Source organism: Burkholderiales bacterium (assembly GCA_036262035.1).
GTDB lineage: Bacteria > Pseudomonadota > Gammaproteobacteria > Burkholderiales > SG8-41 > JAQGMV01.
In genome coordinates, this window is record DATAJS010000003.1 from 53,970 (window position 1) to 79,175 (window position 25,206).

The window sequence follows — 25,206 nt, forward strand, 5'->3', positions numbered from 1 at the left end:
TCCTATTCGATCTTGATCGATGAGAGCGCGCGGCGCTGCGCTTCCTCGGCGTCGCCTTTGAGGCGCTTCGCGCGCGAGCTCGTCGGGTCTGCCCGCAGCGCGGAGTTCGCGTTGGCGATCGCGCAGTCGAACTGCTTCGCGCGCAGACATTTCTCGGCGTCTTCGATCGCCGCGGCGGCGATCGCCGCGAGCTGATTGGTCTGTGGGGCCGGTGCGGGCGTCGGCTCGACCGGCGTGAGCGCGAGCGGCCGGGTCGCCGGCTGCGGGGGCGGCTCGACGCGCGCGGTCAGGGCGGCTTCTTTCTTCTTCGCGGCGCGCTCCGCTTTTTCCTTCGCGATGCGTTCCGCCTTCTCCCTGGCGGCCTGCTCGGCTTTCTCGGCGCGCGTCGGCGCAGGGGGCTTGGTCTCGACCGGTGCGGTCGCGACAGCCTTGTCCTCGGGCGGCGGGGCAGGCGTCGCCTCCACCGGCGGCGGAGGCGGCTCGGGTTCCTTCGCCGCCTGCACGGGTGGCGGCGTGGGCTCGACCGGCGCCGGCTTCACCGCAGGCGTTTCCTGCGCGACCGGCGGCGGCGTCGCAGGCGCAGGCGCGGTTTCGGACGCATGCTGGTTGTAGAAGAGCACGCCGGCGACGACCGCCGCGACGACCGCCAGCGGCGCGCCGATCCAGATATGCCACGGCACGCGACGCCTGGGCGCAGCGGCAGCCGCGGGCGGAGACCGCGGGGTCGCGCGCCTTTCGGTGAAGGTCGTCGTAGGTGCAGGCGTGTCTCCGAGCAGCTCGCGGAACTCGGCGGCGGTCTGCGGCCGATGCTCGGGCCGCACCGCGAGCGCGCGGTCGATCGCGCGCAGCAATTCGGCGCTGTAGCGTCCGGCCGCCGCCTGCTCGAGCGGGACGTATTCGTCGACCACCGTGCGCGCGATCGACGGCGGCGGCGGCGAGCCCATGATCGCGAAGTGCGCGACGCCCGCGAGCGCGTAGACGTCGGTCCACGGTCCCTGCTTGAGTCCCGGGATCTCGGCGTACTGCTCGATCGGCGCGTAACCGGGCTTCAGGATGACCGTGAACGCCTGTGTGCGATCGCTGATCACCTGCCGCGCGGCGCCGAAGTCGAGCAGCACCGGCTTGTTGCTCGCGAGCATGAGAATGTTGTCCGGCGCGACGTCGCGGTGGAAGCAGTTCGTGCCGTGCAGGACCTCGAGCGCTTCGAGCAACTGGCCGAGCAGCGTGCGCAGCCGCGTCTCGTCGGGCGAGCCGTCGCGCTGGACCATCTGCTTGAAGGTGAGGCCGTCGTAGAACGGCATCACCATGTAGGCGGTGCCGTTCGCTTCCCAGAAGCGGTAGACCTTGACCAGGGCCGGATGGTCGAATTGGGCGAGGAGGCGCGCTTCGTTGATGAAGCTCTTGAGTCCGAGGCGGAACGTTTCCTCGTGGCGGCTCGACGTCACGTTGACCGTCAGCCCCGCGCCGCGGTTCGCGAACGCCGACGGCAGGTATTCCTTCAGCGCGACGCGGCGGCCGAGCACCTCGTCCTGCGCGAGATAGACGATGCCGAAGCCGCCTTCGCCGATCAGACGCTGGACCTCGAACTCGAAAAGATGCGTGCCGACGGGCAGCGCATTCTCGTGCTCGTCTTTTCTCATGACGACGGTGCGGTCGTCGTCGTCCGGATTGTTCGGAGCGGACATCGGTGCGATAGGCAGACGTAGACCTGCAATTCTGCGGCTACACGCGGTGTGAGTCCACTCCGGCTCGCTAGAATCGGAAGCTTTCAACTCACCGCACAAGGCCGATACGATGCAAACCCGAGGCGCCCGATTCAAGGCACTGCTTCACGCCCCCGAGATCCTGATCATGCCGGGCGTGTATGACGGATACACCGCGCGGCTCGCCCAGGCTTCCGGTTTCGAGGCCGCATCGATCTCCGGCGCCGGCGTATCGGAGAGCCGGCTCGGCTGGGTCGACCGCGGCATCATGGGTTTCGAGGAAAATCTCGCGAACGCGCGGCGGCTCGCCGACTGTACCGACCTGCTGCTGCGCGTCGACGCCGACACCGGCTACGGCAACGCGCTCACGTTGCACTTCGTGGTGCGCGCTTTCGAGAAGGCGGGCATGGCGGCGATGATGTTCGAGGACCAGGTGTGGCCCAAGCGCTGCGGCCACATGCAAGGCAAGGCGTGCATCTCGGCCGAGGAGATGGTGCAGAGAGTCAAATCGGCGGCGGATGCGAAGCGCGATCCCGATTTCGTCATCGTCGCGCGCACCGACTCGGCGGGCACGCACGACGTCGACGAGGCGATCCGGCGCCTGAACCTCTATGCCGAGGCCGGCGCCGACGCGCTGTATGCCGACGCGCTGCTGTCGAAAGAGGACATCGCCAAGGTCGCGAAGAACGTCCGCAAGCCGCTCATCGTCAACATGGGCCTCGGCATGCGCTCGCGCGGCACCACCCCGCTCATGACGCCGAAGGAATTGCAGGACGTCGGCGTCGCGGCGGTCGCGTATCCGCGCATGCTGTCGACGGCCGCGCTCAAAGGCATGATGAACGCGATGGCGGTGTTCAAGGACGAAGTGGTGAAGAACGAGCGCGTGGTCGATCGGCCCGACCTCCTCGCGTCGTTCGAGGAGCTCAACAACCTGATGGGGATGAAGCAAGTGGACGAGCTGGAGCGTAAATATGTCGGCGGTTGAGATGCGCGCGTTGACCCTGATGCTGCTGTCGCTTGCCGCAGGCGTTGCGCATGCCGACGACTATCCTTCCAAACCGATACGCCTGCTGACCGCCGGCGCCGGGGGCGGCAGCGACCTGACCGCGCGCGTCATCGCCGACGGGCTCTCGACGCGCATGAAGGAGTCGGTGATCGTCGATTCGCGCATCGGCGGCCCGGTGATCGCGGACATCGGCGCGAAAGCGGCGCCCGACGGCTACACGGTGATCGTCTACAGCGCGGCGCTGTGGCTGCTGCCGCTCATGCAGGAGAAGCCGAGCTACGACGTGTTCAAGGCGTTCGCGCCCATCACGCTCATCGGCGGATCGCCGATGGTGCTGGTGGTCAATACCTCGGTGCCGGCGAAATCGGTGCACGAGCTCGTCGCGCTCGCCAGATCGAAGCCGCGCGGGCTCAACTACGCGAGCGGTCCCGTCGGCGCGACGCCGCACATCGCGGGCGAGCTCTTCAAGATGCTGGCGGGTGTGAACATCGTGCACGTGCCGTATCGCAGCGTCGGCGCGGGGCTGACCGACGTCATGGGCGGGCGCGTGCAGATGATGTTCCCCGTGGCCGGGACGGCGATGCCGCTGATCAAGGCGGGCAAGCTGCGGGGCCTGGGCGTCGGCAGCCTTCAGCCGTCGCCGCTCGCGCCCGGCCTCGCGCCCATCTCCGAGAGCGGGCTGCCGGGTTTCGAATCGGTCGCGACCTTCGCCATGTTCGCGCCGGCAAAGACGCCCGCCGCCATCGTCAAGCGCCTCAACGACGAGGCCGTGAAGACCGCGACCTCACCCGAAGTGAAAGAGCGGCTGCTCTCGGCCGGGATCGAAGTGATCGCGAGCTCGCCCGAGGGTCTGGTCAAGCAGATCCGGCGCGACTTCGACGTGCAGGGCAAAGTGATCCGCAGCGCGAAGATAAGACTGGACTGAAGATGGCTCATCGATACCTGATTCTCGCGGCGCTCGCCGCGAGCGTTGCGAATGCCGCGGAAACGTTCCCGAGCAAGCCGGTGCGCATCATCGTGCCCGCCGCGCCCGGCGGCACCACTGACATCGCCGCGCGCATGCTCGGAGAGAAGATGGGCCCGGAGCTCGGCCAGCCGGTCATCGTCGAGAACCGCGCGGGCGCCGCCGGCATCGTCGGTGTGCAGGCATTCCTCGCCGCGCCGTCCGACGGACACACGGTCCTGATGGGCAACATCGGCCCCAACGCGATCAACTACGCGCTCTACAAGAGCCTGCCGTACAAGCCCGAGGACATGATCCCGATCACCAGCGTGATCTCGAATCCGAACGTGCTCGTGGTGAATCCGAGCGTGCCGGCGAAAAGCGTCAAGGAGCTGGTTGCGCTCGCCAAGGCGAATCCGGGGAAGCTCAGCTTCGCGTCATCGGGCCGCGGCCAGTCGGTGCACATGTCGGGCGAGCTGTTCAAGCTGCGCACCGGCATCGACCTCGTGCACGTGCCTTACAAAGGGACCGGCCCTGCGCTGATCGACGTGGTGGCCGGACAGGTCTACATGATCTTCAGCAGCCTGCCGAGCACGATGGGCTACATCAGGGGCGGGCGGCTGCGTCCGCTCGCCGTCACCAGCCTCAAGCGCACGCCGGAGCTTCCGAGCGTGCCGACGATGCAGGAGTCGGGCTATCGCGATTTCGAAGTGACGGGATGGTTCGGTCTGTTCGCTTCGGCAAAGACGCCTTCCGCGGCGATCGACCGGATCTACGGCGCGGCGAAGGCAGTGCTCGCGCAGCAGGATATCCGGTCGAAATTCGCGGAGCTCGGCGGCGCCGCGGGGGGCGAGCCGCCGGAGCAGTTCCGCAAATACGTGATCGCCGAAAAACAGAAGTGGGCGGAGGTCGCTGCCGCGGCGAGGATCCAGCCCGAATAGAAATCCAGGTGAGGGTCACATTTCGCCGCAATTCGACTCCGGGCCCAATTAATTTTCTACTGTTTCGGAATCTTTGCGTCCTTGATCACCTTCGCCCAGCGCGCGGCCTCCGAACGTATGAACTGATCGAACTCCTCGCGAGTCGTCGGCGAAGGGGGTATCACGAGGTCCGTCAGGCGCTGCTCGACATCGGGCATGCGCAACACCGAAACGACATCGTCGTGAATCTTGTCCAGCAGGGCCGTGGGTACGCCAGCGGGAGCGCAGACGCCGTACCAGGAGTTGACCTCGTAGCCCGGCACCCCCGATTCCTGCACCGTCGGCACATCCGGCAGCAGCGGCTGACGTTTCGCGCTGGTAACCGCCAGCGGACGCAGCCGGCCGGCTTTCACCGGCTCGACGAGAAACGGAAAGTTGGTGATGTTGATCGGAAGCTGGCCGGCGATGACATCGCCGGTCCCCTGCGCCGCATTCTTGTACGGAATGTGCACGATGTTGAAGTTCATCAGCAGCTTGAGCCATTCCATGGACAGGTGAGGCGAAGTGCCGACGGTGCCGGCAGCGTAACTCAGCTTGCCGGGGTTGGCCCTCGCGCGCGCCACGAGGTCCTTGAGCGACCTGAAAGGTGTCGACGGGTGCACCGTGATCATGTTCGGCGTCATGCCGATCCGCGTGATTGGCGCGAAATCCTTGTGCTCGTATGGCACCTTTTCGAACATCGACAGCGAGATCGCGTTGGGCGCGATGTTGCAATGGAGAAGCGTGTAGCCGTCGGGAGGCGCCTTCGCCGCAAACGCCGCGCCGATCGAGCCGGAAGCGCCGGCACGGTTATCCACGATGACCTGCTGACCCCAGATCCGCGTCAGTTTGTCGGTAATCAGACGACCGACGATATCGTTGCCGGTGCCGGCGGGAAACGGGATGACGTAGCGGACGGGTTTGACGGGCCAGTTTTGCGCTGAAGCCGTCGCCGGCAACAGCAGCAGCACCGTTACAACGCACAACAGGCGACCTGTTTCGAGCACTACGCGCATCGTTTCCTCCAGATTGGCGACGACGGGGCTTCGGCGGACAGGCTTATATGTGCTTTGAAACACAGTATGCTCCTCCCCGTCGAAAATGCGCTACATGCGAGGGAGGATTAATTGAGGTCTGCATTGAAAAAGCTTGCGTTCGTTCTGTTTCTCGGATTCGCATGCGGGGCACATGCTGCCACCAACGCCTGGAAACCCGAGCGTACGGTCGAGTTCATCGTCGCCACCGCGCCGGGCAGCGGCGTCGACTCGACCGCGCGCACGATCCAGAACATCCTGCAGTCGGAGAAGCTCGTGCCGGTGCCGATCGTCGTGGTGAACAAGCCGGGCGGCGGCGCGACGGTGGCGATGCAGTATCTCGCCCAGCACGACCGCGACGGCCACAAGCTGCTGATACAGACGTCGACCGGCCTGCTGACCTACGCGGCGGGCACGATGCCGCTCAACTACTTCGAGTTCACCCCGCTTGCGAGCCTGATCAGCGAGCCCATCATCGCGCTGGTGCGCACCGAATCGCCGCTGAAGAGCGGCGCCGACTTCATCTCGCGGCTCAAAGCCGACGCGGCGGGCGTGAACGTCGCGCTCGCGACCGCGCGCGGCAACGCCTTCCACATCGCCGCGGCGCAGGTCGCGAAGAGCGTGGGTGTCGATCCGAAGAAGCTCCTTGTCGTCACCTATACGTCGTCGGGGCAGGCGGTGAATGCGGCGCTCGGCACTCATGTCGACACCGTCTGGGCGACGGCGGGCAACGTGCGCGGCCTGGTGGAAGCCGGGAAGCTCCGGGTGATCGGCGTGTCGGCGGACAAGCGCCTGGGCGGCGCTTTCGCGAACGGACCGACGTGGAAAGAGCAGGGGGCGCATTCGGTCGTCGATCTGTGGCGCGGCGTGCTCGGCGCGCGCAAGCTCGGCCCGGCCGAGGTCGCTTACTGGGAAGACGTGTTCGCGCGCATGGTCAAGACCAGGGCGTGGCGCGAGAGCCTCGAGAAGAACCTCTGGGTGGATGCGTACGCGGACAGCGCCGCGACGCTGGCGCAGCACAAGAAGGAGTACGAGGCGATGAAAGCGGCGCTGAGCGAGATCGATATCGCGAAATAAACCAGGGTCCGACCCCGGAGCACCGGCGTCGGACCCCGATTACGGTTTGACGGCTGTGACCGGGCGCTTCTCCTTCAACCACGCCCGGATGCCGTCTTTCGCGTTGTACACCGTCGTGTAGCCGGCTTTCTGCGACAGGAAGCGGCTCACTTCCTTGGTGCGGTTGCCGCTGCGGCAGATCACGATGACCGGTTCGCCCGGTCTGGCGATCGCGTTCAGGCGCGAGACGAAACCCGCTGCGTCGTAGTTGCCTTTCTCGTCGAAGAACATGAGCGGATGGCTGCCCGGGACGACGCCGGTCTCCTTCCATTCGCCGGGCGTGCGGATGTCGACCACCGGGACGCCCGCCGCCTGCAGGCGTGCGAGCTCCGCGGTGTCGATGTCCGTCACGCTGGCGCGCGCCGCCAGCGGCAGCAGCAGCAGACACAGCGTCGCGAGCAGCTTGCTCATTCGCCCTTGATGCCCGTCGCCTTGATCACCTTCGCCCACATCGCTCCCTCGTCGCGCAGCAGGCCCTGCGTCTCGGTCGGCGTCGTGAACGCGACTTCGGATCCGCTCGCGACCACGAGATCGTGCACTTCCTTCTGCTTCATCACCTTCACGGTCTCGTCGTAGAGCCGCTTGACGACCGGCGCCGGTGTCTTCGCCGGTGTGAGCAGGCCGACCCAGCCTTCGATGGCATAGCCCGGCACGCCCGACTCGGCGATCGTGGGCAGGTCGGGCAGCACGGTCGAGCGCTTGCCCGCGGTGATCGCGATCGCCTTGAGCTTGCCCGACTTCACGTGCGGTATCGCCGACGGCGCGGTCGCGAACGAGACCTGCGTCTCGTTGCCGATGACGCTCACGATCGCCGGACCGCCGCCTTTGTACGACACGCTGGTCATGTCGGTGTGGGTCATGATCTTGAACTGCTCGACCGCCAGATGGTTGCTCGTGCCCACGCCCGGGTGCGCGTAGCTCGTCTTGCCGGCCTTCGCGAGCGCGATCAGCTCCTTGATGTTGCTCACCTTGACCGTCGGGTTGATCACCACGACGTGCGTGTACTTGATGAACTGCGTGATGCCGATGAGATCGCGCGCCGGCACATACGGCAGCCGCGGATAAAGGCTCGGGCTGACGGTGATGGGTCCTTCGGAGGTGGCGAGCAGCGTATAGCCGTCGGGCGCCGCCTTGGCGGCGATGTCGGTGCCGATGTTCCCGCCGGCGCCGCCGCGATTGTCGATGACGACGGTCTGCTTCAGCAGCGGCGGCAGGTTTTGCGACAGGATGCGCGCGCCGAAATCCGAAGACCCGCCGGGCGGGAAAGGACAGACGATGCGTATCGGACGTTCCGGATAACCCTGGGCGGCCGCGGCTCCGATGCCGGCGGCGACTGCGGAAACGCTCAGGACGATGCTGGCGGATCTTCTCATCAGTGGGCTCCTCCTCTGGCGGCAGCGCCGGGACGGCACTCGCCGTTGAGCGAGAGTCTACGCGAGGCCGGCCCGCCCAACGAGCGCTTCGCGTAAACTCGGCCGCGAGGAGGACGCTCGTGAGCAAGAGCTTCGTATACGTATCGAACGCCGAAGACGGCGAGATTTCCTGCTACACGCTGAACGAGGGCGGCGCGCTCGAGCCGGGTCCCCGCGTGAAGGCGGACAAGGGCGTGATGCCGATGGGCATCAGTCCCGACCGGCGCTACCTGGTCGCTGCGGTCCGCGGCGAGACGTCGCAGGCATACACCTACAGCATCGACCGCACGACCGGCGCGTTGAGGCACATCGGAACGGCCCCGCTCGCGGCGAACTGCCCGTACATCTTCTTCGATCGCAACGGCCGCTTCCTGCTGGGCGCGTCGTACAGCCAGAACCGCGTGGTCGTGCATCGCGTGAACGACGACGGCACGATCGGCGAGACGGTGCAGGCGATCCCGACCGCGCGCAACGCGCACGCGATCCGCACCGACGAGACCAACCGCTACGCGTTCGTGCCGCACCTGGGCACCGACCAGGTGTTCCAGTTCCTCTTCGACGAGACGAGCGGCCGGCTCGCCGCGAACACGCCGCCGCTCCTGCAGATGGCGCAGGGCAGCGGTCCGCGCCATCTCGTCACCTCGCCCGACAATCGCTTCGTCTACGTGCTCGCCGAGCTCACCGCCACGGTCACGACGTGTGCGCTCGACGGCGAGACCGGGTTGCTCACCGAAGTGTCGTCGGCGTCGGCCCTGCCGCCGGGCAGTACCTTCGTGCCGGGCGCGCCGCGCGGCCCGAGCGCGCCGGCGCGCGACGTCTCCAACGACATCTGGGCGTCCGACCTCCACATCACGCCCGATTCGAAGTTTCTTTATGCGGCCGAGCGCACCGGCAGCACGATCGCGACCTTCGGCGTCGATTCCGCGAGCGGCGCGCTCACGCCCAAAGGCGTGACCGAAACCGAGAAGCAGCCGCGCGGTTTCCGCATCGATGCGAGCGGACGCACTATGGTCGTGTCGGGCGAGCAGTCCGAGATGCTGTCGTCGTACGCGATCGCGCCCGGGAGCGGTGCGTTGAGCCTCGTCGGCCGCTATCCGACCGGACGCGGCGCGAACTGGGTGGAGATCGTGAGCTTCGAGTGAGGAGGCAGCCATGCGGATCGTCGCGATCGTGTCGCTCGCAATCGCGCTCGCCGGCTGTGCCGGTGTCGGCGGCATGGAAAGCATGCAGCCGGCCGGCGGCGCGCCGTATACGTGGCCGTGCAACGCGTCCGGCTAGGCCTTACCCTGCGGTGATTCCAGCAAGGAGAGCGATTTGACCGTACGTATCGGATATCTCTTGCCGACCCGCGAGTCGATCATGGAAGGGCGGCCCGAAGCCGGGCCGCTGCTGGCGCTCGCCGAGCGCGCGGAAGGCCTCGGCTACGACGGCGTGTGGATCGGCGACTCGCTGCTGGCGCGGCCGCGTCACGAGCCGATCACGATGCTCGCGGCGGTCGCGGGTCGCACGAAGCGCGTGAAGCTCGGCACCGCGGTGCTGCTGCCGGCGCTGCGCAACCCGGTGCTGCTCGCGCATTCGGTCGCGACGCTCGACCAGGTGAGCGCGGGGCGCGTGATCCTCGGCGTCGGCATCGCGAGCGACGTCCCCAACATCCGCGCGGAGTTTCGTTCCGCGGGCGTGCCGTGGGAGAAGCGTGTCGGCACGATGATGGAAGGCCTGCGCCTGTGCAAAGCCCTGTGGAGCGGCAAGCCGGTGGAATGGGAAGGCCGCTGGCACGTCGAGCAGGGCGTGATCGGACCCACGCCGGCGCAGCCCGGCGGACCGCCGCTGTGGGGCGGAGGCTCGGCGCCGGCGGCGCTCGAGCGCGCGGCGAAGTTCTTCGACGGCTGGTTCCCGACGGGGCCCGATGCGCAGCGCTGGGGCGAGCAGTGGCGCCACGTGCAGGCGCTCGCACGCGAGAACGGGCGCAATCCCGAGACAATCGAGCCCGCGATCTATCTCACGATGTTCGTCGACGACAACGCGTCGCGTGCCGGACAGCGCATCGACGAGTTTCTTTCCGCGTACTATGGCCAGCGTCCCGATCTTTTGAAGCAGCGTCAGGCGTGTTTCGCAGGATCGGCTTCGGCGGCCGCGGAGTGGATGAACGGTTACGTGAAGGAAGGCGTGCGCACGGTCGTGCTGCGCTTCGCGGGCGAGCACGAGCGGCACCTGGAGACGATGATCAAAGTACGCGAGCAACTCGGACGATAGACGATATGGATGCCGGACCTCTGAACGACGCCAAGCAGTTGCAGGCGGCGCGAGACCTCGCGCCGATGATCCGCGCCAGCGCGGACGAGATCGACAGGAACCGCGAGCTGCCGCGACCGCTCTTCGAAGCGCTCGCCGACGCGGGCATGTTCCACATGGCCGTGCCGCGCGAGATCGGCGGCGGCGAGATCGATTTCCCGATCTACGTGCGCGTGATCGAAGAGCTCGGTAAAGCCGACGCGAGCACCGCGTGGGCGGTGAACCAGGGCGCGACGTATGCGACGTACTCCGCGCGTATCGCCTCGGCGAGCGCGGCGCGCGAGATCTGGATCGATACGCCGCGCAGCGTGGTATCGAACAGCCCGGGCGCGACGGCGAAGGCGGTCGTCGTGCCGGGCGGTTACATCGTGTCGGGCCGGCAGGGGTTCAGCACCGGTTGCCGTCATGCGTCGTGGATCGCGGCGAACACGACGGTGTACGAGAACGGCGAAGTGCGGCTGCGCGACGGCAAGCCCGAAGCGCGTTACTGCGTGCTGCCGGTCGCGCAGGCCGAGATCCTCGACACCTGGCACACGCGCGGCATGCGCGGCACGGGCACGCATCACTTCGAAGTGAAGGACGTGTTCGTGCCGGAAGAGCGCACGTATTTCCCGAGAGGCATGCCGGCGTTGCGCGGCGGCCCGCGCTACAAGATTCCGTCGGGGCTGTCGTTCGCGGCCGGCGATGCCGCGGTCGCGCTGGCGGTCTCGCGGAGCTGCCTCGATGCGTTCTACGACCTCGCGGGCGCGAAGGTGCCGCGTTACACGACCAACCTCCTGCGCGACCAGCCGACGATCCAGTTGAGCATGGGGCAGGCGGAAGCCGCGCTGCGCTCGGGACGCGCGTTCCTCATGCAGGCGGTCGAGGACATCTGGGCGGACGCGACGACTATGGAAGCCGTGACCGTCGACCGTCGGGTCGCCTTACGTCTGGCCGCGACGCACGCCATCCGCCTCGCCGCGCAGATCGTCGACGCCGTCTACAACGCCGCGGGTGCGACCGCCGCGTTCGAAGGCAACCTCATCCAGCGCCACTTCCAGGATATCCACGTCATCACGCAGCACGTGCAGGGCCGGCTCGCGCATTACGAGACCGCCGGCAAGTACTGGCTCGGGCTGCCGCTCGACGAATCGCACCTCTAGATCAAATCAGACGCGTGCGGTCATGAGGCGCCCTGACGATCCGCGGAAGCGGAATCCGTCGGTGCGGTCCGCGAAGTAACGCTCGTTCGCTTCGGCCGCGCCGATCGAGCGGGCTTGCCCGTAACCCATCGCGGTCATCGCCTGCTCGAGCGACGCGGGATCGAAACGGCTGATCCACGGCTCGCCGATGGCGGCGACGCGCTCGGCGCGCGCCGCGCGCGCCTGGCGCTCCGGCTCGGTCAGAGCCTCGTCCGGCAGCGAGAAATCGAAGACGATCCGGCTGCCGCGCGCGCACGACGCGGCGACGACGCGCAGCGTGTGCAGCACCGCGTCTCGAGTCAGATACATCGTCACGCCCAGCCACGAGACGAAGACCGACTCGCTGCGTTTGAGTCCCGCCTGGCGCAGCCGCGCAGCCAGCGACTGCGTCTCGAAATCCACCGGCACGAACACCATCGACCGCGGCACCTCGATCGCCTGCTCGCGCAACTGCGCGCGTTTCCACGCCTGGGTGGCGGGATGGTCGACTTCGAACACGCGCAGCCGCGCGCCGAAGGGATTGCGGTAGGCGAAGGTGTCGAGCCCCGCGCCGAGGACGACGTACTGGCGCGTGCCTTCGCGTAACGATTGCGCGAGCCCGTCCTCTGCAAATCTCGCGCGCGTCACCAGGAAGGCGCGCATGCCCCGCGAGCCGGCGGTGCGATAGCGATCGATGTTCCTGCCGATCCACTTCACCCGCTCGCCGCCGAGGATCCTCAGCGCCAGCGGGTCCTCGAACACCAGCGGGCTTTCCAGCATCTGGTGCACCGCCCGGTGCGAGGCGGCGCCGAGCGCGGTTTGGCTCGGCTCTCCGGCGGCGAGCGCGGTCGCATCCGCTCCGTAGGCTGGCGCCACGCCCAGCGCCGGCAGCGTCAGCAGGAATTGGCGGCGATCCATGACGAACAGTTTGACACGCTTCGGCGCGAAGCCTAGGCTTTTCCGCAGTCGACCAGGTTTCCATCACCCACCGCAGGGAGGATGACCATGGGTACGCACCTGAGCCCTTCGCAGGTTCACGCCAGGCTCAATCATCCGGTCGTCGATGCCGACGGCCACTGGCTCGAATACGTTCCTGTTTTCGCCGAGAAGATGCGCAAGGCGGTCGGCGACAAAGCTGCCGACGGTTTTCTTGCCGCGATGAACACCACCACCGAAGCGCTGAAGATGACGCGGGCCGAGCGCGAGAAGAAGCGCGTGGCGCTGCCGAACTTCTGGAACCGCCAGGCGGAGAACACCCTCGACAGGGCGACGGCGATGATGCCGAAGATGCTCTACGAGCGTCTCGACGAGATCGGCACCGATTACGCCATCATCTATCCGACCGCGGGGCTGCGACTGCCGCGCATCAAGGACGACGAGACCCGGCGCGCGGTGATCCGTGCGTACAACATCGTGTCGGCCGAGTACTTCCGCGGCCTCGAAGACCGCATGACGCCGGCGGCGATCATTCCCATGCACACGCCCGAAGAAGCGATCGCCGAGCTCGAGTTCGCGACGAAGGAGCTCGGATCGAAGGTCGGCATGTTCGGCAGCCTGATGTCGCGCCCGGCGGATGAGGGCGGGGTGTGGTACGACGTGCTCGGCATCGACAGTCCCTACGACTACGACGCGGTGTGGGCGAAGTGCGTGGAAGTGAAGATTCCGCCGACGTTCCATTCGAGCGGCAGCGCGATGGGCCTGCGCAACTCGCCGACCAACTTCGTCTACAACCATATCGGCCACTTCGCGGCCGCGGGGCACGCGGCGGCGAAAGCGATCTTCCTCGGCGGTGTGACCCGCCGCTTCCCCGAGCTCAACTTCGGCTTCCTCGAAGGCGGCGTGGGCTGGGGCTGCCAGCTCTTCGGCGACCTCGTCGAGCACTGGGAGCGCCGCGGCGCGCGCGCGCTCGAGCGCATGGATCCCGACAAGCTCGACCGCAAGCTGTTGCTGAAGCTCATCGACGAGCACGGCTACGAGGATCTCGCGCAGGCGCTGCGTGCGCGCGACGGATGGCCCGAGCCCGGAGCGAAGACGCTCGTCGGCAACCGCACCGAGCTCGACGATTACGCGGCGTGCAAGATCACGCGCAAGGAAGACTGGATCGACCTCTACGCCAAGCCGTACTACTTCGGTTGCGAAGCGGACGACCGCATGAACGCAACCGCGTTCGGCCGCGGCAATCCGCTCGGCGCGAAGCTCAACGCGATCTACAGCTCGGACATCGGCCACTTCGACGTCATCGACTTCCGCGACCCGCTGCCCGAAGCGTACGAGCTCGTCGAGGAAGAGCACATCACGCAGGACGATTTCCGCGACTTCGTGTTCGCGAACGCGGTGCGGCTGTGGGGACGGCAGAACCCCGACTTCTTCAAGGGGACCGTGGTCGAGAAGCAAGCCGCCGCGGTGCTGGCGACGCCGAAGAAGGCGCAGCCTGTCCTCCAGGTCGAGGCGATCTGAACGTAGGGTGCGTGGTAACGCACCGCGAAAACGCGCGGTGCGCTCGCGCGCACCCTACGGTTGTATCTCCCCCGAGCGCGGATCGATCGTATAGCTCTTCACCACGCGCTCTCTCTCGCTCTTCGCGACGATCGTCGCGGCGCCCGCTTGCAGCGTGAGCGCGAACGGCGCTTCGCGTCCGTCCGAGTAGAACCCGTGCACGACCTCGCGCGCGGTACGTTTGCCGCCGGCGTTCAGCAGCAGGAACGCATTGAGCGGCATGCGCTCGCCTTCGACCGGAAGCTGCGGATCCATGATCACGACGAGCCGCACGCGCCGATCGCCCTGGATCTCCCAGTCGCGCGCGACGGCGTCGTTCTGCCGGCGCAGCGCGCGCAGCTCTTCGACCGAAGTCGCCCACCATCGATCGCCGAACGCCGCGGCGATCTCGCGTTCATCGCCTCGCAGTGGAAGCTCGTAGAGCGCGAGCTTCGCCGACGTCGGATCGATGCCCGCCTGGTTCAGCCTGGCGAACACGGCGACGACGCCGAGGATCACGCCGACGGAGAGCGCGAGCTTCAGGCCCCACGCGCTGCCGGCGACCATCAGCCCGCCCGAGACGAGCAGCAGCGCGCCGAGCGCGATCAGCAGCCAGTCGTCCCGGGTGCGCGGCGTGCCGCCGTCCCACGCGAGCGCGAACCAGCCGTAGCCGACGATCGCGATCGCGACGATGCAGACGATGACGCCGGCCGCGCGCATCGCGAGCGCTACTGCGGCTGCATGCCCGAAGCCTTCGCCGCCGCTGCCCACGACACGATCTGATCCCTGAGAAAAGCCGGCAGCTCCTGGCGCGTCGGCCCCCCGACCTCGAGCCCGATCTTGTCGAACTGCGGCTGGATGTCGGGACGCTTGAGCACCGCGCCGATCTCGCGATCGAGCCGCTCGACGACCGCTTGCGGCGTTTTCGCCGGCGCGAGGAACGCGAACCAGCCGTAGATCGAGAAGCTCGGCACGCCCGCTTCCACGATCGTCGGCACGTCGGGCGCGGGCCGCGTGCGCGTGCGCGTCAACGCCGCGAGCGCGCGCAGCCGGCCTTCCTTCACGTACGGCAGCAGCAGGTTGGTGCCGCCGGTGAGCACGTGGACGCGACCGGTGAGCAGGTCGGGCACTGCCGCCGCGTCGCCTTTGTACGCCACGCTCAGCATGTCCACTTTCGCGGCGGAGTTGATCTGCGCCATCGTGAAGATCGTCGGCGGGTTGGCCGCGGCGACGATGAGCTTGCCGGGATTCGCGCGTGCGTGCGCGATGAGCTCGGAGACGCTCTTCGCCGGCACGCCCGGATGCACGACGAGCAGCAGGCTGCTCCACCCGACGAAAGCGACCGGAATGAAATCGCGCAGCGGATCGTACGGCGGGTTCTTGCGCATGGCCGGAACGCCCGCGAGATTGGACCCGCTACCCATGAGCAGCGTGTGCCCGTCGGGTGACGCTTTCGCCGCGACTTCAGCGCCGATCGCACCGTCGGCGCCCGGCCGGTTGTCGACGACCACCGACTGGCCCAGCGGCGCCTGGAGCGCCTGCGCGATGATGCGTCCCGCCGCGTCGGTCGGCCCGCCCGCCGGAAAGCCGAGCACGAAGCGCACCGGCCGCGTCGGGAAATCGGCGGCGTGCGTCACGGTGATCACGGACAGTGCTGCGATGACTCCGAACGATGCGCTGTGCATTTCCCCCTCCCTCGTTAAATCTGACTCTGACCCGGATTTTCGATGACACACACATCATAACCGTCCAACTTCACGTCCGATCCCTGGCGCCCATCGTAAACTCGGTGTGAACCGTCACCCGGAGGAGGGGCCGTGAACAAGCCGCGCGATTCGGAAGCGACCGACCGCATCCCGTACCAGAAGCCGCAGCCGCGCTACATGCGGCCCGACAGGGTCATCCTCGACGGCATGGGGCGTGAGGACCCGCGGGTGTGGGTGCCGCTCGCGGATCACGTGGCGGTGCGCCCGCTCCAGTTCAACGTGAGCGCGGGGCAGTACACCCACATCCTGCGCGTGACCCGGGCGGGCATGATCGCGCGCCACCGCCACTCGGGCGGCGTGCACGCATGGGTGTTCAAGGGCCGCTGGCACTATCTCGAGCACGACTGGATGGCCGAGGAGGGGAGCTACATCTTCGAGCCGCCCGGCGAGACCCACACGCTCGTCGTGCCCGAAGGCTGCAACGAGATGGTGACCTTGTTCCAGGTGACCGGCAGCCTCATGTATGTCGATCCGCAGGGCGCGTCGACCGGTTACGACGACGTCTTCACACGGCTGGAGAAAGCGCGGAAGCACTACGCCGCGGTGGGCCTCGGCGAGTCCTACGTCGAGCAGTTCATTCTCTGACTCGTAGGGTGCGCGCCAGCGCACCGGGGCCTTTCGCGGTGCGTTAGCACGCACCCTACGGGCACGGCAGGTGCAGCGGGATCATCTCGGTCCGAGGAACGGAGGAATGAGATGAAATACCTGATGACCGCAGTAGCGCTGGGGGTGGCGATCGCCGGCGGCGTCGGTGCCGCGGGCACCGTGAGCTCGCGAACCTCGAGCAATGTATCGAGCTCGGTCAACTCGTCGAGCACGGTGAACTCCTCGAGCTCGGTCACTTCGTCGACCGGCAACGGCTCGCACAACAGCGTGATTTCGAACAACGGCTCGACCGTCTCGAGCTCGTCCGACGTCGGCGGCACCAACAGCGTCGTGACGAACTCGGTGGTCGGCAACCGCGGGAGCCTGTGCACCGCGGAGATCAACGGCAAACGCTGCGAAGTGACGTGCCGCCTGCCGCGCGTCGCGCAGTGCGGCAAGGCCGCGGACGCGGGCGCGCCGAGCTGTACCTGCCAGTAATCGCGATTCACGCGCAGCAAAAGAAAACCCGCCTTTCGGCGGGTTTTCTTTTGGGAAGCGGCCGCAGCCGCTTCCGGAGCAGGAGCGTTTAACGCTTCCAGCTGTCGTTGCCGTCGCCCCGGTCACGCTTGTGATGACCTTTGGCCTTGCCGTGGCCTTTCTTGCCCGGACCGTCGCTCATGTCGGTCTTCGAGCCGACCGCGCCGCCGGCGCTGGAGCTCGTGCCGCCCGCGCTCGCCGAGGCGCCGCCCATCGCGCCACTCGAGGTGCTGCCCGGAACCGCGCTCATGCCCGGCATCGAGGAGTCACCACGACGGCTGCCGTTCTGGCTCGGGTTCACGGCCATGTTCTGCGAGCTGTTGGTGTTCTGCGAGGCCGAGGTCGACTGGTTGGTCGTCGCGTTGTTGTTGATGCGCGCGCGGTTGTTGTCGCCCTTGATCCGCGCGTCCAAAGCAACGCCTGTCGCCGCCGACGGATTCACGTATTGCTCGGGGTTGGTCTGCGAAGCCTGGCTCGCATCGGTCCGCTGGCGCGCCGAGCCGCTGCGGCTGGCGTTCTGGCTCGGGTTCACGGCCATGTTCTGCGAGCTGTTGGTGTTCTGCGACGCCGAGGTCGACTGGTTCGTCGTCGCGCTGTTGTTGATGCGGGCGTTGGTGCCGCTGCCGTTGATGCCGACGTTCGACTCGACACCCGTGGCCGCGCTCGGGTTCACGATCTGCGTCGGGTTGGTCTGCGAGGCCTGGCTGGCGTCGGTGGACTGACGGGTCTGCGCCATAGCCGTCGTGCTGAGTGCAGCGAACACCGCCGCCGCGATAAGGGACTGTTTCAGGATCATGAGATGGATCTCCTCAAAAGTTGAGCTGCCGTATTTGCTGTGCAGCTTTTATGCCGTCCGGTGATGCGCAGTGCGTGTTGCACGCGCATCACCTTCGCGCATCCTGCGTTCGCTTACTTGCGATCGTGCTTCAGATGGCCTTTGGCTTTACCGTGGCCGCGCTTGCCCGGACCGTCGGTCATGTCGGGTTTCGAGCCGACCGAGCCGCCGGCGCTGGAGGACGTGCCGCCCTGACCGGGGAGCGCCTTCATGCCGGGAACGCCGCTCTGGATGCCCATGTTCTGGGCGCTATTGGTGTTCTGCGACGCGGTCGTCGACTGATTCGTCGTCGCCTGCGAGTCCATGAAGATGGTGTTGTGGTTGCCGCGGAACTGCGCGCTCGATTCCACGCCCGTCGCCGCGCTCGGGTTCACCGACTGCTCGGGGCTGGTCTGCGAGGCCTGGCTGCCCGACAGGCGGCTCGAGCCGCTGCCGCTGGCTTGTCCCGACGCGCCCAGACCCTGCGTGCTGCCGGTGTCCTGCGACACGCCGGTCGACTGGTTCGTCGTCGCCTGCGAGTCCATGAAGATGGTGTTGTGGTTGCCGCGGAAGTTGGCGCTCGAATCCACGCCCGTCGCCGCGCTCGGGTTGACCGACTGCAACGGGTTGGTCTGCGAAGCCTGGCTGGCGTCGGTGGATTGACGCGATTGCTGCGCAACCGCTGCGGTGCCGAAAGCCGCGAAGACCGCCGCGGCGATGATGCTTACAGAATGCTTCCGGATCATTGCTGTTCTCCTCAAAACAAAAAGCTACGAGCAGGGAAGGTGCAGCTTTTATGCCTGTGTTTTCAAGGCGTTGTCGTGAGGCGACAGAGGAACTAGGTCACCTGCCGGACGGCGGAGCGCCAAAAGAAAACCCGCTCGGAAGCGGGTTTCGTGGTGTGCGGTGCACGGGCCGCAACCGCGGACCGTGCACGATGCCGAAAGCATCAATCGCGGTTGTGCTTGTTCTTGTCGTGGCCTTTGGCTTTGCCCTTGCCGTGCTTGCCCGGGCCGTCGCTCATGTCGACCTTGCCCCCGGCCATGCCGCCGCTCGCGCCGGCCGCGGTGCCGCTGCCCGCGCTGCCGCCCGACGCGCCCGCAGCCATGCCGCTCACCGAGCCTGCGCCGGTGCGGCCGGCCGTCGTGTTCGACGTGGTGTTCGTCGACTGGTTGGCGCTGGTGGACTGATTGGTCGTCGCGCTCGGGCTGATCGTGACGTTGCTATGAGGCATCGCCTTGAACTGCGCGTTGGTGTTCACCGACGTGTTCGCGCTGGGGGCGGTCGTCTGGTTCGCGGTGGTACTGGTGTCGCTGCCCGCGCGGTTGCGGCCGTTGCCCCTGCCGTTGCCCGCGGCCTGGGTGTTCGAAGTGGTGTTCGTCGCCTGGTTCGCCGACGTCGACTGGTTGGTCGTGCCGCTCGGTGCGATGGTCACCGTGCTGTGCGGCATCGCCTTGAAGCGGGCGTCGGTGTTGACCGTCGTGTTCGCAGTCGGAGCGGTGGTCTGGTTCGCCGTCGTGCTGGTATTGCTGCCGGCGGTGTTGCTCTGCGCCATCGCCGCGGCGCTAAACGCCGCACACATCGCCGCCGCGATCGCAGTCAGGGAGTTCTTTCGTATCACTGTCTTCTCCTCGATATAGGGAATGAGCGACAGGGACCGGTGCAGCTTTTATGCCCATGCGATCTATCGTTGTTCCGCGGCGACAACGAGCGCCCGAAAAGCACGGTTACTGCTTCGGCAAACCCGCTGCGCGGGCGATCTCGCCGTAGCGCTGGATGTCGTCTCGCAGCAACGCACCGAGCTGCTCGGGCGTGCCGGGCCACGGGTCGACGCCCAGATCGGCCAGGCGTTTGCGAAGGTCGGGGGATTCCAGCGCCTTCACGAGCTCGATGTTCAGCCGCGTGACGAGCTCGCGCGGCGTCGCTGCGGGCGCGAACATCCCGTACCACAGCGGCATCGTGAAGCCGGGCACGCCGGCCTCGATGCCCGTCGGCACGTCCGGCAGCGCGGCGATGCGCTTCTCGGTGAGCACCGCGAGCGGCCGCACCTTGCCCGAGCGTATGGCGGTGAGCGCGGTCGACACCGGCATGACGACTTCATCGACCTCGCCCCCCATCATCGCCACCATCGCCTGCGTGACGCCTTTGTACGGCACGTGCACGAGGTCGATCTTCTCGAGCTTCTTCAGGAGCTCGTTCGCGAGATGGTTGGTCGTGCCCGCGCCGCCCGAGCCGAAGTTGAGCTTGCCCTTTTGCCTGCGCGCGAGATCGATGAACTGGCGCAGCGTCTTCGCCGGCACCGAAGGGTGCACGAGCAGGATGTTGGGGATGGACGTGAGCCGCGCGACCGGCGCCAGGTCCTTGATCGGATCGTAGCCGAGCTTCGCATACAACGAGGGGCTGACGGCGATGCTCGCGGTCGCGATGACGATCGTATAACCGTCCGGAGCGGAGTGCGCGGCGGCCCCGATGCCCAGGTTGCCGCCGGCGCCCGCGCGGTTGTCGGGCACGATCTGCTGGCCCATCTGCTCGGAAAGCTTCTCGCCGATCAGCCGGCCGACGATGTCGCTCGACGCGCCGGCCGGGAAAGGCACGACGAGGCGTATCGGTTTCACCGGGTACGAGGTCGTCGCCGCGATGCAGTTGAAGGTGATGCCGAACAGGATTGCCGCGAGGTATCGCATAGAGCTCCAAGGGTGCGCGCGAGCGCACCGCGCCTTATCGGTTTGTAACCCCCTTGCCCGAAGAGTAGATTGAAACGAACGAACACGCACGAGGAGTGCGATGACCATGCTCCGCGGTTTGTCGCGCAAGCTGCTGCTCGCCGCGCTGCTCGTTCCCGTCGCGGCCGCCGCGGCGCGCGATTGCGACGTCTGTCCCGACATGGTGAACCTACCGGCGGGACGCTTCCTGATGGGCGCGGCGCCGGGGGAGGAAGCGCGCGAGAATCTCGCCGCCGAGTTCCGCAAGCGCAGCCGGCCGCAGCGCACCGTCGAGATTCGCGCGTTTCGCGCGGGAAGAGCCGAAGTCACGCGCGGCGAGTATCGCGCGTTCGCCGAAGCGACCGGACGCAAAGGCGACGGCTGCTTCGCGTGGAACGGCCGCGAGTTCGAGCCCGATGCGCGCAGGGACTGGCGCACCCCGGGCTACGCGCAGGACGACGGGCACCCCGCGACGTGCGTGAGCTGGGAAGACGCGAGCGCGTACGTCGCATGGTTGTCGTCTCGCAGCGGCAAGCGCTATCGATTGCTCAGCGAAGCGGAGTGGGAATACGCGGCGCGCGCGGGCAGCACGACGCCGCGCTTCTGGGGCGCCGATGCGAACGCCGCTTGTGCGTACGCGAACGGCGCCGATCGCTCGACGCAGGCGCGCGTGGCGTTCGCCGCCGAGTGGAATGCAGCGCCGTGCGACGACGGCCACGCGTATACCGCGCCGGTGGGAAGCTTCCGGCCGAACGCTTTCGGCCTGCACGACATGCTCGGCAACGCGGCCGAATGGACGCAGGACTGCTGGAATCCCGATCACGGCGGCGCGCCCGCGGACGGCAGCGCGCGAACGAGCGGCGATTGCGCGTTACGCGCCGTGCGCGGCGGCTCGTGGGAAGACGCGCCGGTGGGCGTGCGTGCTGCTTATCGCGTCGGGAGCCCGACGACGGTGCGCGTGTGGACGCGGGGGTTTCGCGTCGCTGCCGATCCTTAGAGAGCACAGGCGTGCACACGTCATTGCGAGGAGCGAAGCGACGAAGCAATCCCGGAGCGTCCGTTACGTGCGCCACGAGATCGCCATGGCGTTCCTGCCGGAGCCGCCTCGCGATGACCCGGTTCGGTCAGGCCGCCGACTGTGCCCGCTTCAGCGCGTTCGCCTTGTACGCGTCCTTCGCCGCGCATTCGGCGGCCCACTTTAGCGTGCGCTGCGCGGAGTCGTATTCATATCTATCGACCACCTTGCCGTCGATCTCGCCGATCGATTCGCCTTCGTCGATCAGCTTCTCATAGAGATCGATCACCGTGCGCGCCCAAGCGATCTCGTCGCCGGTCGGCGAGAGGCCTTTCACCAGCGGCTCGATGAACGCGGGGTGCAGTGCGCCCGCGTGGTGGATGCCGGCCGCGTGCAGCGCGGCAGCCTGCGTCGCGGCCTGGTCGCCCTGGTCCACGCGCCCCGAAGGGTTCGGGACGAACACGCCGCCGGTGGCTTCGATGCCGAGCGCCATCGCCGAGAGCGCGACGTTGGCGACGGGGAACGCGTACTGGTCGAAGTCGGCGAACATCTCGATGCCGAGGTTCAGCGCCATGTCGTAGCCGCCGCCTCCGCCCATCGACCAGATCGTTCGCGGCACCGCGGTCAGGATCTCGTGGATGTTCACCGCGCCGAGCGCCGATTCGATCATCGGCGAGAGCTCGATCGTGCCTTCGGGAATGCCGCGCTCGCGCTCGAGCCTGGAGATGATCTCGTGAGCGTGGCGCATCTCCGCCGCCGATTCGGTCTTGGGCAGCATGATGCGGATGACGCCGGGCCACACCGCGTACGGCAGGTCGGCGTCGACGTAGGGCTTGTTGATGCGCACGTAGATAGCCGCGCCGCCTTTGCTCGCCTTGGCGATCGACTCCTTGATCAGCGTGCGGCAGCGCTCTTTCTCCTGCGGCGCGATCGAGTCCTCGATGTCGAGGATGTAGACGTCGCCGCCGCGCGTCCAGGCCTTGTCGATGAAGCGCGGGTTGGTCGGCGTCACGAACATCGCGACGCGGGCGGTGCGGTTGTTCATGCGTTCACCTCCTGCCCGTGCGCGCGCGCTTTCGCCTCGTCCCGCGCTTTCGCCCGCGCCGCCCAGTCGAGATAGAGCCTCGCGCGGATGTCCACAGGCACGTCGATCATCTTGCCGTCGATCGGCACCGACGCCATGCCGCGCTTCAGGCCTTCGGCGAAGACTTCGCGCACCTTCACGTAGTATGCGGTTTCCTGCGGGCTCGGACGGAAGCCTTCGTTGCACGCCCTGATCCACGACACGTGAGGACAGACCGCACCTTTGAAGCCGGTGTCGCGCGCGCGGCGCACGGCCTTCGCGAGCTCGGCCGCGCCGGGGTCGTGCTGCGTCATCGACAGCGGATAGCTCATGCCCTGCGCCTGGCCGCCGGCCGAGATCGCGACCGTGATGATCTCCGACTTGATGTATTCCAGCGGCTCGAAGGCTTCGTGCGGCTCGGTCGTCATGCCGAGGTTGCACGAGAGCGCACGCTCGTCGATCGTGAACGTGCCGAAGCGCGGCGTCGCGCGCGCGATCGCCAGCGCATTCCACACGCCCGCGGCGGTCGTGATGTCGACGTCGATCTCCAGCGAGCCCGACGCAATTCCACGCTCGTCCTCGAGCGCCGCGAGGCGCTCGCCCGCTTGCGCCATCTGCTCTGCGTCTTCCACGCCGCGCAGCACGACGCCGGTGAGCCCGTCGAACACCACCGCGCCAAGCTCTGCGGCGGCGCCGCTGACCCGCGCGAACACTTCGGCGCCGCCGCGCGCGGCGGCGTGGATCGCCGCGGGCATGCGCGTTTTCAGGTCCTGCTGCCAGTCGGCGCCCGGTTTGCGCGCGACGTCGAGCACGATCGCATCGGCCCACGATGCGTAGGCCTTGTCTGCGAGCGCCGGATCGTCGATCGACAGGCAATAGATCGAGCGCCGGATGTGCGTCGGGATCGGCCGCTCGCCGGCGATGCGGATGTCGCCGCTCATGCGCCGTATCCTTCGTTGACCGCGGCGACCTGATCGGGCGTGGCGCAGAGGCAGCCGCTGAATCCCATGAGCCTTCCTTCGCGTGCGGCCTGCGCGGTCGCCTGCGGCGACGCGACGCCGCCGCGCGAGCCGGGGCGCCACAGCGCGCCCAGCGGCTGCTTGCCGAGCATGCGCGCGGCGACGACCGCGCGCGTCATGAGGAAGCGGTAGAAACGGAACTCGCCCTGCGGCACCGGCCCGAGCCGCATCGTGAGGTCGATGCGCCCGACGCCCAGCGCGGTCACGCGCGGGCTCGCTTGCGCGATGGCGGCCGCATCGCGGAAACCTTGCGCCGATTCGAGCATGACCACGATCTCGGTCGAGCCCGCGTCGACGCCGCGCTCTTTCTCCTTCTGGTCGATGAGCGCCGAGAGCTCGCTCACTTCGCCGGCGTCTTCGGGGCCGGGAAAGACGATGCCTGCGACGCCGCGCCCGATCGCCGCCGCCGCATCCGCCCAGCGCGTCTCGCGCTCGATGCGCACGAACACGTCCGATCCGCTCGCCGCGAGCGAGGCGGCCAGCGACTTCAAGCCTTCGCGCGCGGCCTCTTTCGCCCGCGGCGGCACCGAGTATTCGAGGTCGAGGATCCGCACGTCCGGCCGCACGTCGCCGCTCGACCCTGCGTCGTGCGCCGGCACGATCAGCCACGATCGCCTGCGTCTATCGTTCTTGGTCATTCGAGTTTGATGTTCGCGGACTTGATGAGCTTCGAATATCGCACGAGATCGCGCTTGATGAGCGCCGCGACCTCCTGCGGATTGCTGACGTACGGATCGGCACCCATGGTGACCAGCGTGTCGCGCACGTCGGGCATCTGGAGGATACGCCCGATCTCGTGCGAGAGCTTGTCGATGATCGGTTTGGGCGTGCGCGCCGGCGCGAGCAGCGCCTGCCACGACCTCACTTCGTATCCCGGCAGTCCCGCCTGGGTGAACGTCGGGACGTCCGGCAGCGATTTGAGGCGCGTCTCCCCGGACACCGCGATCGGCCGGATCTTGCCGCTCTTCACGAACGGGATCAGCGGCAGCGCGTTGTTCATGAACATCTGGATGCGCCCGCCCATGAGATCGATCACCGCCGGGCCCGCGCCCTTGTACGGGATGTGCTGCATCCTGATGCCCGCCATGATCCCGAGCAACTCGGCGGCGAGATGATTGGTCGTGCCGCTCCCCGACGAGCCGAAGTTGATCTCTCCCGGTTTCGACTTCGCGAGCGCGATGAACTCCTGAAGGTTCCTGGCGGGCAGCGACAGATTGACCACCATCAGCGTCTCGGTCGCGACCAGTGTGGCGATCGGCGCGAAGTCCTTCACCGCGTCGTAAGGCGTGGCGAGCAGGCTCGGATTGATGACGTGGGTCGTCGTCACCTGGAGCACGGTGTAGCCGTCAGGCGCGGCCCTCACCATGGTTTCGGAGCCGATGATCGTATTGCCGCCGCCGCGGTTGTCGACGACGACCTGCTGGCCCCAGCTCTCGGTCAGCTTCTGCCCGAGCAGCCGCGCGATGATCGTCGTGCTGCCGCCGGGGACGAACGGCACGATCCAGCGGATGGGCTTGGCCGGATAGGCGGATTGCGCGTGTGCGCCGCCGCAGAGCGCCGCGCAGGCGGCCACGATATATGCGTACGTCCTGAGCCCCGACACTT

27 protein-coding genes are annotated in these 25,206 nt (G+C 67.4%); 12 read left to right on the top strand and 15 right to left on the bottom strand.

The features are described from left to right. Window positions 1–2: 2 nt before the first annotated feature. The gene (locus VHP37_01485) at window positions 3–1,685 is read right to left on the bottom strand and encodes a protein kinase (GenBank protein ID HEX2824992.1); all 1,683 of its coding nucleotides are present in this window, start codon (window positions 1,683–1,685) and stop codon (window positions 3–5) included. A gap of 109 nt (window positions 1,686–1,794) precedes the next feature. Here VHP37_01485 and VHP37_01490 point away from each other — a divergent pair, with 109 nt between their 5' ends. From VHP37_01490 to VHP37_01500, 3 genes are read left to right on the top strand one after another with little or no spacing between them, the layout of a single operon-like run. Beyond that, on the top strand, window positions 1,795–2,688 hold the full coding sequence (locus VHP37_01490) for an isocitrate lyase/PEP mutase family protein (GenBank protein ID HEX2824993.1): 894 nt from the start codon (window positions 1,795–1,797) through the stop codon (window positions 2,686–2,688). Between the two features lies 1 nt (window position 2,689). Next, complete coding sequence (locus VHP37_01495) at window positions 2,690–3,634, top strand: tripartite tricarboxylate transporter substrate-binding protein (protein HEX2824994.1); 945 nt, start codon at window positions 2,690–2,692, stop codon at window positions 3,632–3,634. Between the two features lie 2 nt (window positions 3,635–3,636). Next, on the top strand, window positions 3,637–4,593 hold the full coding sequence (locus VHP37_01500; protein ID HEX2824995.1) for a tripartite tricarboxylate transporter substrate binding protein: 957 nt from the start codon (window positions 3,637–3,639) through the stop codon (window positions 4,591–4,593). A gap of 56 nt (window positions 4,594–4,649) precedes the next feature. Here VHP37_01500 and VHP37_01505 read toward each other — a convergent pair whose 3' ends face one another. Continuing rightward, window positions 4,650–5,627: a tripartite tricarboxylate transporter substrate binding protein gene (locus tag VHP37_01505; GenBank protein ID HEX2824996.1), complete on the bottom strand. Its 978-nt coding sequence runs from the start codon at window positions 5,625–5,627 to the stop codon at window positions 4,650–4,652. A 123-nt stretch (window positions 5,628–5,750) separates the two neighbouring features. Between VHP37_01505 and VHP37_01510 the strand changes: the two genes are divergently transcribed. Beyond that, the gene (locus tag VHP37_01510; protein ID HEX2824997.1) at window positions 5,751–6,722 is read left to right on the top strand and encodes a tripartite tricarboxylate transporter substrate binding protein; all 972 of its coding nucleotides are present in this window, start codon (window positions 5,751–5,753) and stop codon (window positions 6,720–6,722) included. Between the two features lie 39 nt (window positions 6,723–6,761). Here VHP37_01510 and VHP37_01515 read toward each other — a convergent pair whose 3' ends face one another. Further along, entirely contained in the window at window positions 6,762–7,172 is a 411-nt protein-coding gene (locus VHP37_01515) for a rhodanese-like domain-containing protein (GenBank protein HEX2824998.1), read from the bottom strand. After that, window positions 7,169–8,134, bottom strand: a complete 966-nt coding sequence (locus VHP37_01520) for a tripartite tricarboxylate transporter substrate binding protein (GenBank protein HEX2824999.1) — start codon at window positions 8,132–8,134, stop codon at window positions 7,169–7,171. The genes VHP37_01515 and VHP37_01520 overlap by 4 nt, the downstream gene beginning before the upstream one ends. A 119-nt stretch (window positions 8,135–8,253) precedes the next feature. Between VHP37_01520 and VHP37_01525 the strand changes: the two genes are divergently transcribed. The 4 genes from VHP37_01525 to VHP37_01540 are packed head-to-tail and all read left to right on the top strand — an operon-like array spanning window position 8,254 to window position 11,607. Next, entirely contained in the window at window positions 8,254–9,315 is a 1,062-nt protein-coding gene (locus VHP37_01525; protein HEX2825000.1) for a beta-propeller fold lactonase family protein, read from the top strand. A 10-nt stretch (window positions 9,316–9,325) separates the two neighbouring features. Beyond that, complete coding sequence (locus VHP37_01530; GenBank protein HEX2825001.1) at window positions 9,326–9,451, top strand: hypothetical protein; 126 nt, start codon at window positions 9,326–9,328, stop codon at window positions 9,449–9,451. 36 nt (window positions 9,452–9,487) lie between these two features. Beyond that, the gene (locus VHP37_01535) at window positions 9,488–10,426 is read left to right on the top strand and encodes an LLM class flavin-dependent oxidoreductase (GenBank protein ID HEX2825002.1); all 939 of its coding nucleotides are present in this window, start codon (window positions 9,488–9,490) and stop codon (window positions 10,424–10,426) included. Between the two features lie 5 nt (window positions 10,427–10,431). Further along, window positions 10,432–11,607, top strand: a complete 1,176-nt coding sequence (locus tag VHP37_01540) for an acyl-CoA dehydrogenase family protein (GenBank protein HEX2825003.1) — start codon at window positions 10,432–10,434, stop codon at window positions 11,605–11,607. Window positions 11,608–11,613: 6 nt separating this feature from the next. On the opposite strand, the gene VHP37_01545 is transcribed toward VHP37_01540, so the two are convergent. After that, window positions 11,614–12,543 carry a class I SAM-dependent methyltransferase gene (locus VHP37_01545; protein HEX2825004.1) on the bottom strand — a complete coding sequence of 310 codons (930 nt, stop codon included), beginning with the start codon at window positions 12,541–12,543 and terminating at the stop codon, window positions 11,614–11,616. An 87-nt stretch (window positions 12,544–12,630) separates the two neighbouring features. On the opposite strand from VHP37_01545, the gene VHP37_01550 reads away from it, so the two are divergent. After that, window positions 12,631–14,082 carry an amidohydrolase gene (locus VHP37_01550; protein HEX2825005.1) on the top strand — a complete coding sequence of 484 codons (1,452 nt, stop codon included), beginning with the start codon at window positions 12,631–12,633 and terminating at the stop codon, window positions 14,080–14,082. Window positions 14,083–14,136: 54 nt separating this feature from the next. Here the strand turns inward: VHP37_01550 and VHP37_01555 are convergent, their stop codons facing one another. Together VHP37_01555 and VHP37_01560 are read right to left on the bottom strand one after the other, a co-directional pair. Then, the gene (locus tag VHP37_01555) at window positions 14,137–14,871 is read right to left on the bottom strand and encodes a hypothetical protein (GenBank protein HEX2825006.1); all 735 of its coding nucleotides are present in this window, start codon (window positions 14,869–14,871) and stop codon (window positions 14,137–14,139) included. Then, a complete protein-coding gene (locus VHP37_01560; protein HEX2825007.1) occupies window positions 14,829–15,785 on the bottom strand; it encodes a tripartite tricarboxylate transporter substrate binding protein in 957 nt (318 codons plus the stop codon). The genes VHP37_01555 and VHP37_01560 overlap by 43 nt, the downstream gene beginning before the upstream one ends. Before the next feature lie 132 nt (window positions 15,786–15,917). Here VHP37_01560 and VHP37_01565 point away from each other — a divergent pair, with 132 nt between their 5' ends. Both VHP37_01565 and VHP37_01570 read left to right on the top strand, forming a co-directional pair. Next, entirely contained in the window at window positions 15,918–16,451 is a 534-nt protein-coding gene (locus VHP37_01565; GenBank protein HEX2825008.1) for a 2,4'-dihydroxyacetophenone dioxygenase family protein, read from the top strand. A 111-nt stretch (window positions 16,452–16,562) separates the two neighbouring features. Beyond that, a complete protein-coding gene (locus tag VHP37_01570; protein HEX2825009.1) occupies window positions 16,563–16,949 on the top strand; it encodes a hypothetical protein in 387 nt (128 codons plus the stop codon). 88 nt (window positions 16,950–17,037) lie between these two features. Here the strand turns inward: VHP37_01570 and VHP37_01575 are convergent, their stop codons facing one another. The 4 genes from VHP37_01575 to VHP37_01590 all read right to left on the bottom strand — a co-directional run bounded on the left by VHP37_01575 (window position 17,038) and on the right by VHP37_01590 (window position 20,486). Next, on the bottom strand, window positions 17,038–17,784 hold the full coding sequence (locus VHP37_01575) for a hypothetical protein (GenBank protein HEX2825010.1): 747 nt from the start codon (window positions 17,782–17,784) through the stop codon (window positions 17,038–17,040). 113 nt (window positions 17,785–17,897) lie between these two features. Then, complete coding sequence (locus VHP37_01580) at window positions 17,898–18,548, bottom strand: hypothetical protein (protein HEX2825011.1); 651 nt, start codon at window positions 18,546–18,548, stop codon at window positions 17,898–17,900. A gap of 203 nt (window positions 18,549–18,751) precedes the next feature. Then, window positions 18,752–19,423, bottom strand: a complete 672-nt coding sequence (locus VHP37_01585; protein HEX2825012.1) for a hypothetical protein — start codon at window positions 19,421–19,423, stop codon at window positions 18,752–18,754. Between the two features lie 106 nt (window positions 19,424–19,529). Then, window positions 19,530–20,486 (bottom strand): tripartite tricarboxylate transporter substrate binding protein, encoded by a 957-nt coding sequence (locus VHP37_01590; protein HEX2825013.1) that lies wholly within the window; start codon window positions 20,484–20,486, stop codon window positions 19,530–19,532. A gap of 100 nt (window positions 20,487–20,586) precedes the next feature. Here VHP37_01590 and VHP37_01595 point away from each other — a divergent pair, with 100 nt between their 5' ends. After that, on the top strand, window positions 20,587–21,501 hold the full coding sequence (locus VHP37_01595; protein ID HEX2825014.1) for a formylglycine-generating enzyme family protein: 915 nt from the start codon (window positions 20,587–20,589) through the stop codon (window positions 21,499–21,501). 127 nt (window positions 21,502–21,628) lie between these two features. On the opposite strand, the gene VHP37_01600 is transcribed toward VHP37_01595, so the two are convergent. The 4 genes from VHP37_01600 to VHP37_01615 are packed head-to-tail and all read right to left on the bottom strand — an operon-like array spanning window position 21,629 to window position 25,204. Beyond that, on the bottom strand, window positions 21,629–22,564 hold the full coding sequence (locus VHP37_01600; GenBank protein HEX2825015.1) for an aldolase/citrate lyase family protein: 936 nt from the start codon (window positions 22,562–22,564) through the stop codon (window positions 21,629–21,631). Next, window positions 22,561–23,523, bottom strand: a complete 963-nt coding sequence (locus tag VHP37_01605) for an aldolase/citrate lyase family protein (GenBank protein ID HEX2825016.1) — start codon at window positions 23,521–23,523, stop codon at window positions 22,561–22,563. The genes VHP37_01600 and VHP37_01605 overlap by 4 nt, the downstream gene beginning before the upstream one ends. Further along, the gene (locus tag VHP37_01610) at window positions 23,520–24,239 is read right to left on the bottom strand and encodes an aldolase/citrate lyase family protein (protein ID HEX2825017.1); all 720 of its coding nucleotides are present in this window, start codon (window positions 24,237–24,239) and stop codon (window positions 23,520–23,522) included. Before VHP37_01610 ends, VHP37_01605 begins: the two co-directional genes overlap by 4 nt. Further along, complete coding sequence (locus VHP37_01615) at window positions 24,236–25,204, bottom strand: tripartite tricarboxylate transporter substrate binding protein (GenBank protein ID HEX2825018.1); 969 nt, start codon at window positions 25,202–25,204, stop codon at window positions 24,236–24,238. The genes VHP37_01610 and VHP37_01615 overlap by 4 nt, the downstream gene beginning before the upstream one ends. Window positions 25,205–25,206: the final 2 nt, after the last annotated feature.

Excerpts from the sequence above, each read along its gene's own strand:
- VHP37_01485 (HEX2824992.1), bottom strand. The coding sequence starts at position 1,685 with ATGTCCGCTCCGAACAATCCGGACGACGACGACCGCACCGTCGTCATG.
- VHP37_01490 (HEX2824993.1), top strand. The coding sequence starts at position 1,795 with ATGCAAACCCGAGGCGCCCGATTCAAGGCACTGCTTCACGCCCCCGAG.
- VHP37_01495 (HEX2824994.1), top strand. The coding sequence starts at position 2,690 with ATGCGCGCGTTGACCCTGATGCTGCTGTCGCTTGCCGCAGGCGTTGCG.
- VHP37_01500 (HEX2824995.1), top strand. The coding sequence starts at position 3,637 with ATGGCTCATCGATACCTGATTCTCGCGGCGCTCGCCGCGAGCGTTGCG.
- VHP37_01505 (HEX2824996.1), bottom strand. The coding sequence starts at position 5,627 with ATGCGCGTAGTGCTCGAAACAGGTCGCCTGTTGTGCGTTGTAACGGTG.
- VHP37_01515 (HEX2824998.1), bottom strand. The coding sequence starts at position 7,172 with ATGAGCAAGCTGCTCGCGACGCTGTGTCTGCTGCTGCTGCCGCTGGCG.
- VHP37_01520 (HEX2824999.1), bottom strand. The coding sequence starts at position 8,134 with ATGAGAAGATCCGCCAGCATCGTCCTGAGCGTTTCCGCAGTCGCCGCC.
- VHP37_01530 (HEX2825001.1), top strand. The coding sequence starts at position 9,326 with ATGCGGATCGTCGCGATCGTGTCGCTCGCAATCGCGCTCGCCGGCTGT.
- VHP37_01540 (HEX2825003.1), top strand. The coding sequence starts at position 10,432 with ATGGATGCCGGACCTCTGAACGACGCCAAGCAGTTGCAGGCGGCGCGA.
- VHP37_01545 (HEX2825004.1), bottom strand. The coding sequence starts at position 12,543 with ATGGATCGCCGCCAATTCCTGCTGACGCTGCCGGCGCTGGGCGTGGCG.
- VHP37_01550 (HEX2825005.1), top strand. The coding sequence starts at position 12,631 with ATGGGTACGCACCTGAGCCCTTCGCAGGTTCACGCCAGGCTCAATCAT.
- VHP37_01560 (HEX2825007.1), bottom strand. The coding sequence starts at position 15,785 with ATGCACAGCGCATCGTTCGGAGTCATCGCAGCACTGTCCGTGATCACC.
- VHP37_01570 (HEX2825009.1), top strand. The coding sequence starts at position 16,563 with ATGAAATACCTGATGACCGCAGTAGCGCTGGGGGTGGCGATCGCCGGC.
- VHP37_01575 (HEX2825010.1), bottom strand. The coding sequence starts at position 17,784 with ATGATCCTGAAACAGTCCCTTATCGCGGCGGCGGTGTTCGCTGCACTC.
- VHP37_01580 (HEX2825011.1), bottom strand. The coding sequence starts at position 18,548 with ATGATCCGGAAGCATTCTGTAAGCATCATCGCCGCGGCGGTCTTCGCG.
- VHP37_01590 (HEX2825013.1), bottom strand. The coding sequence starts at position 20,486 with ATGCGATACCTCGCGGCAATCCTGTTCGGCATCACCTTCAACTGCATC.
- VHP37_01595 (HEX2825014.1), top strand. The coding sequence starts at position 20,587 with ATGACCATGCTCCGCGGTTTGTCGCGCAAGCTGCTGCTCGCCGCGCTG.
- VHP37_01600 (HEX2825015.1), bottom strand. The coding sequence starts at position 22,564 with ATGAACAACCGCACCGCCCGCGTCGCGATGTTCGTGACGCCGACCAAC.
- VHP37_01605 (HEX2825016.1), bottom strand. The coding sequence starts at position 23,523 with ATGAGCGGCGACATCCGCATCGCCGGCGAGCGGCCGATCCCGACGCAC.
- VHP37_01610 (HEX2825017.1), bottom strand. The coding sequence starts at position 24,239 with ATGACCAAGAACGATAGACGCAGGCGATCGTGGCTGATCGTGCCGGCG.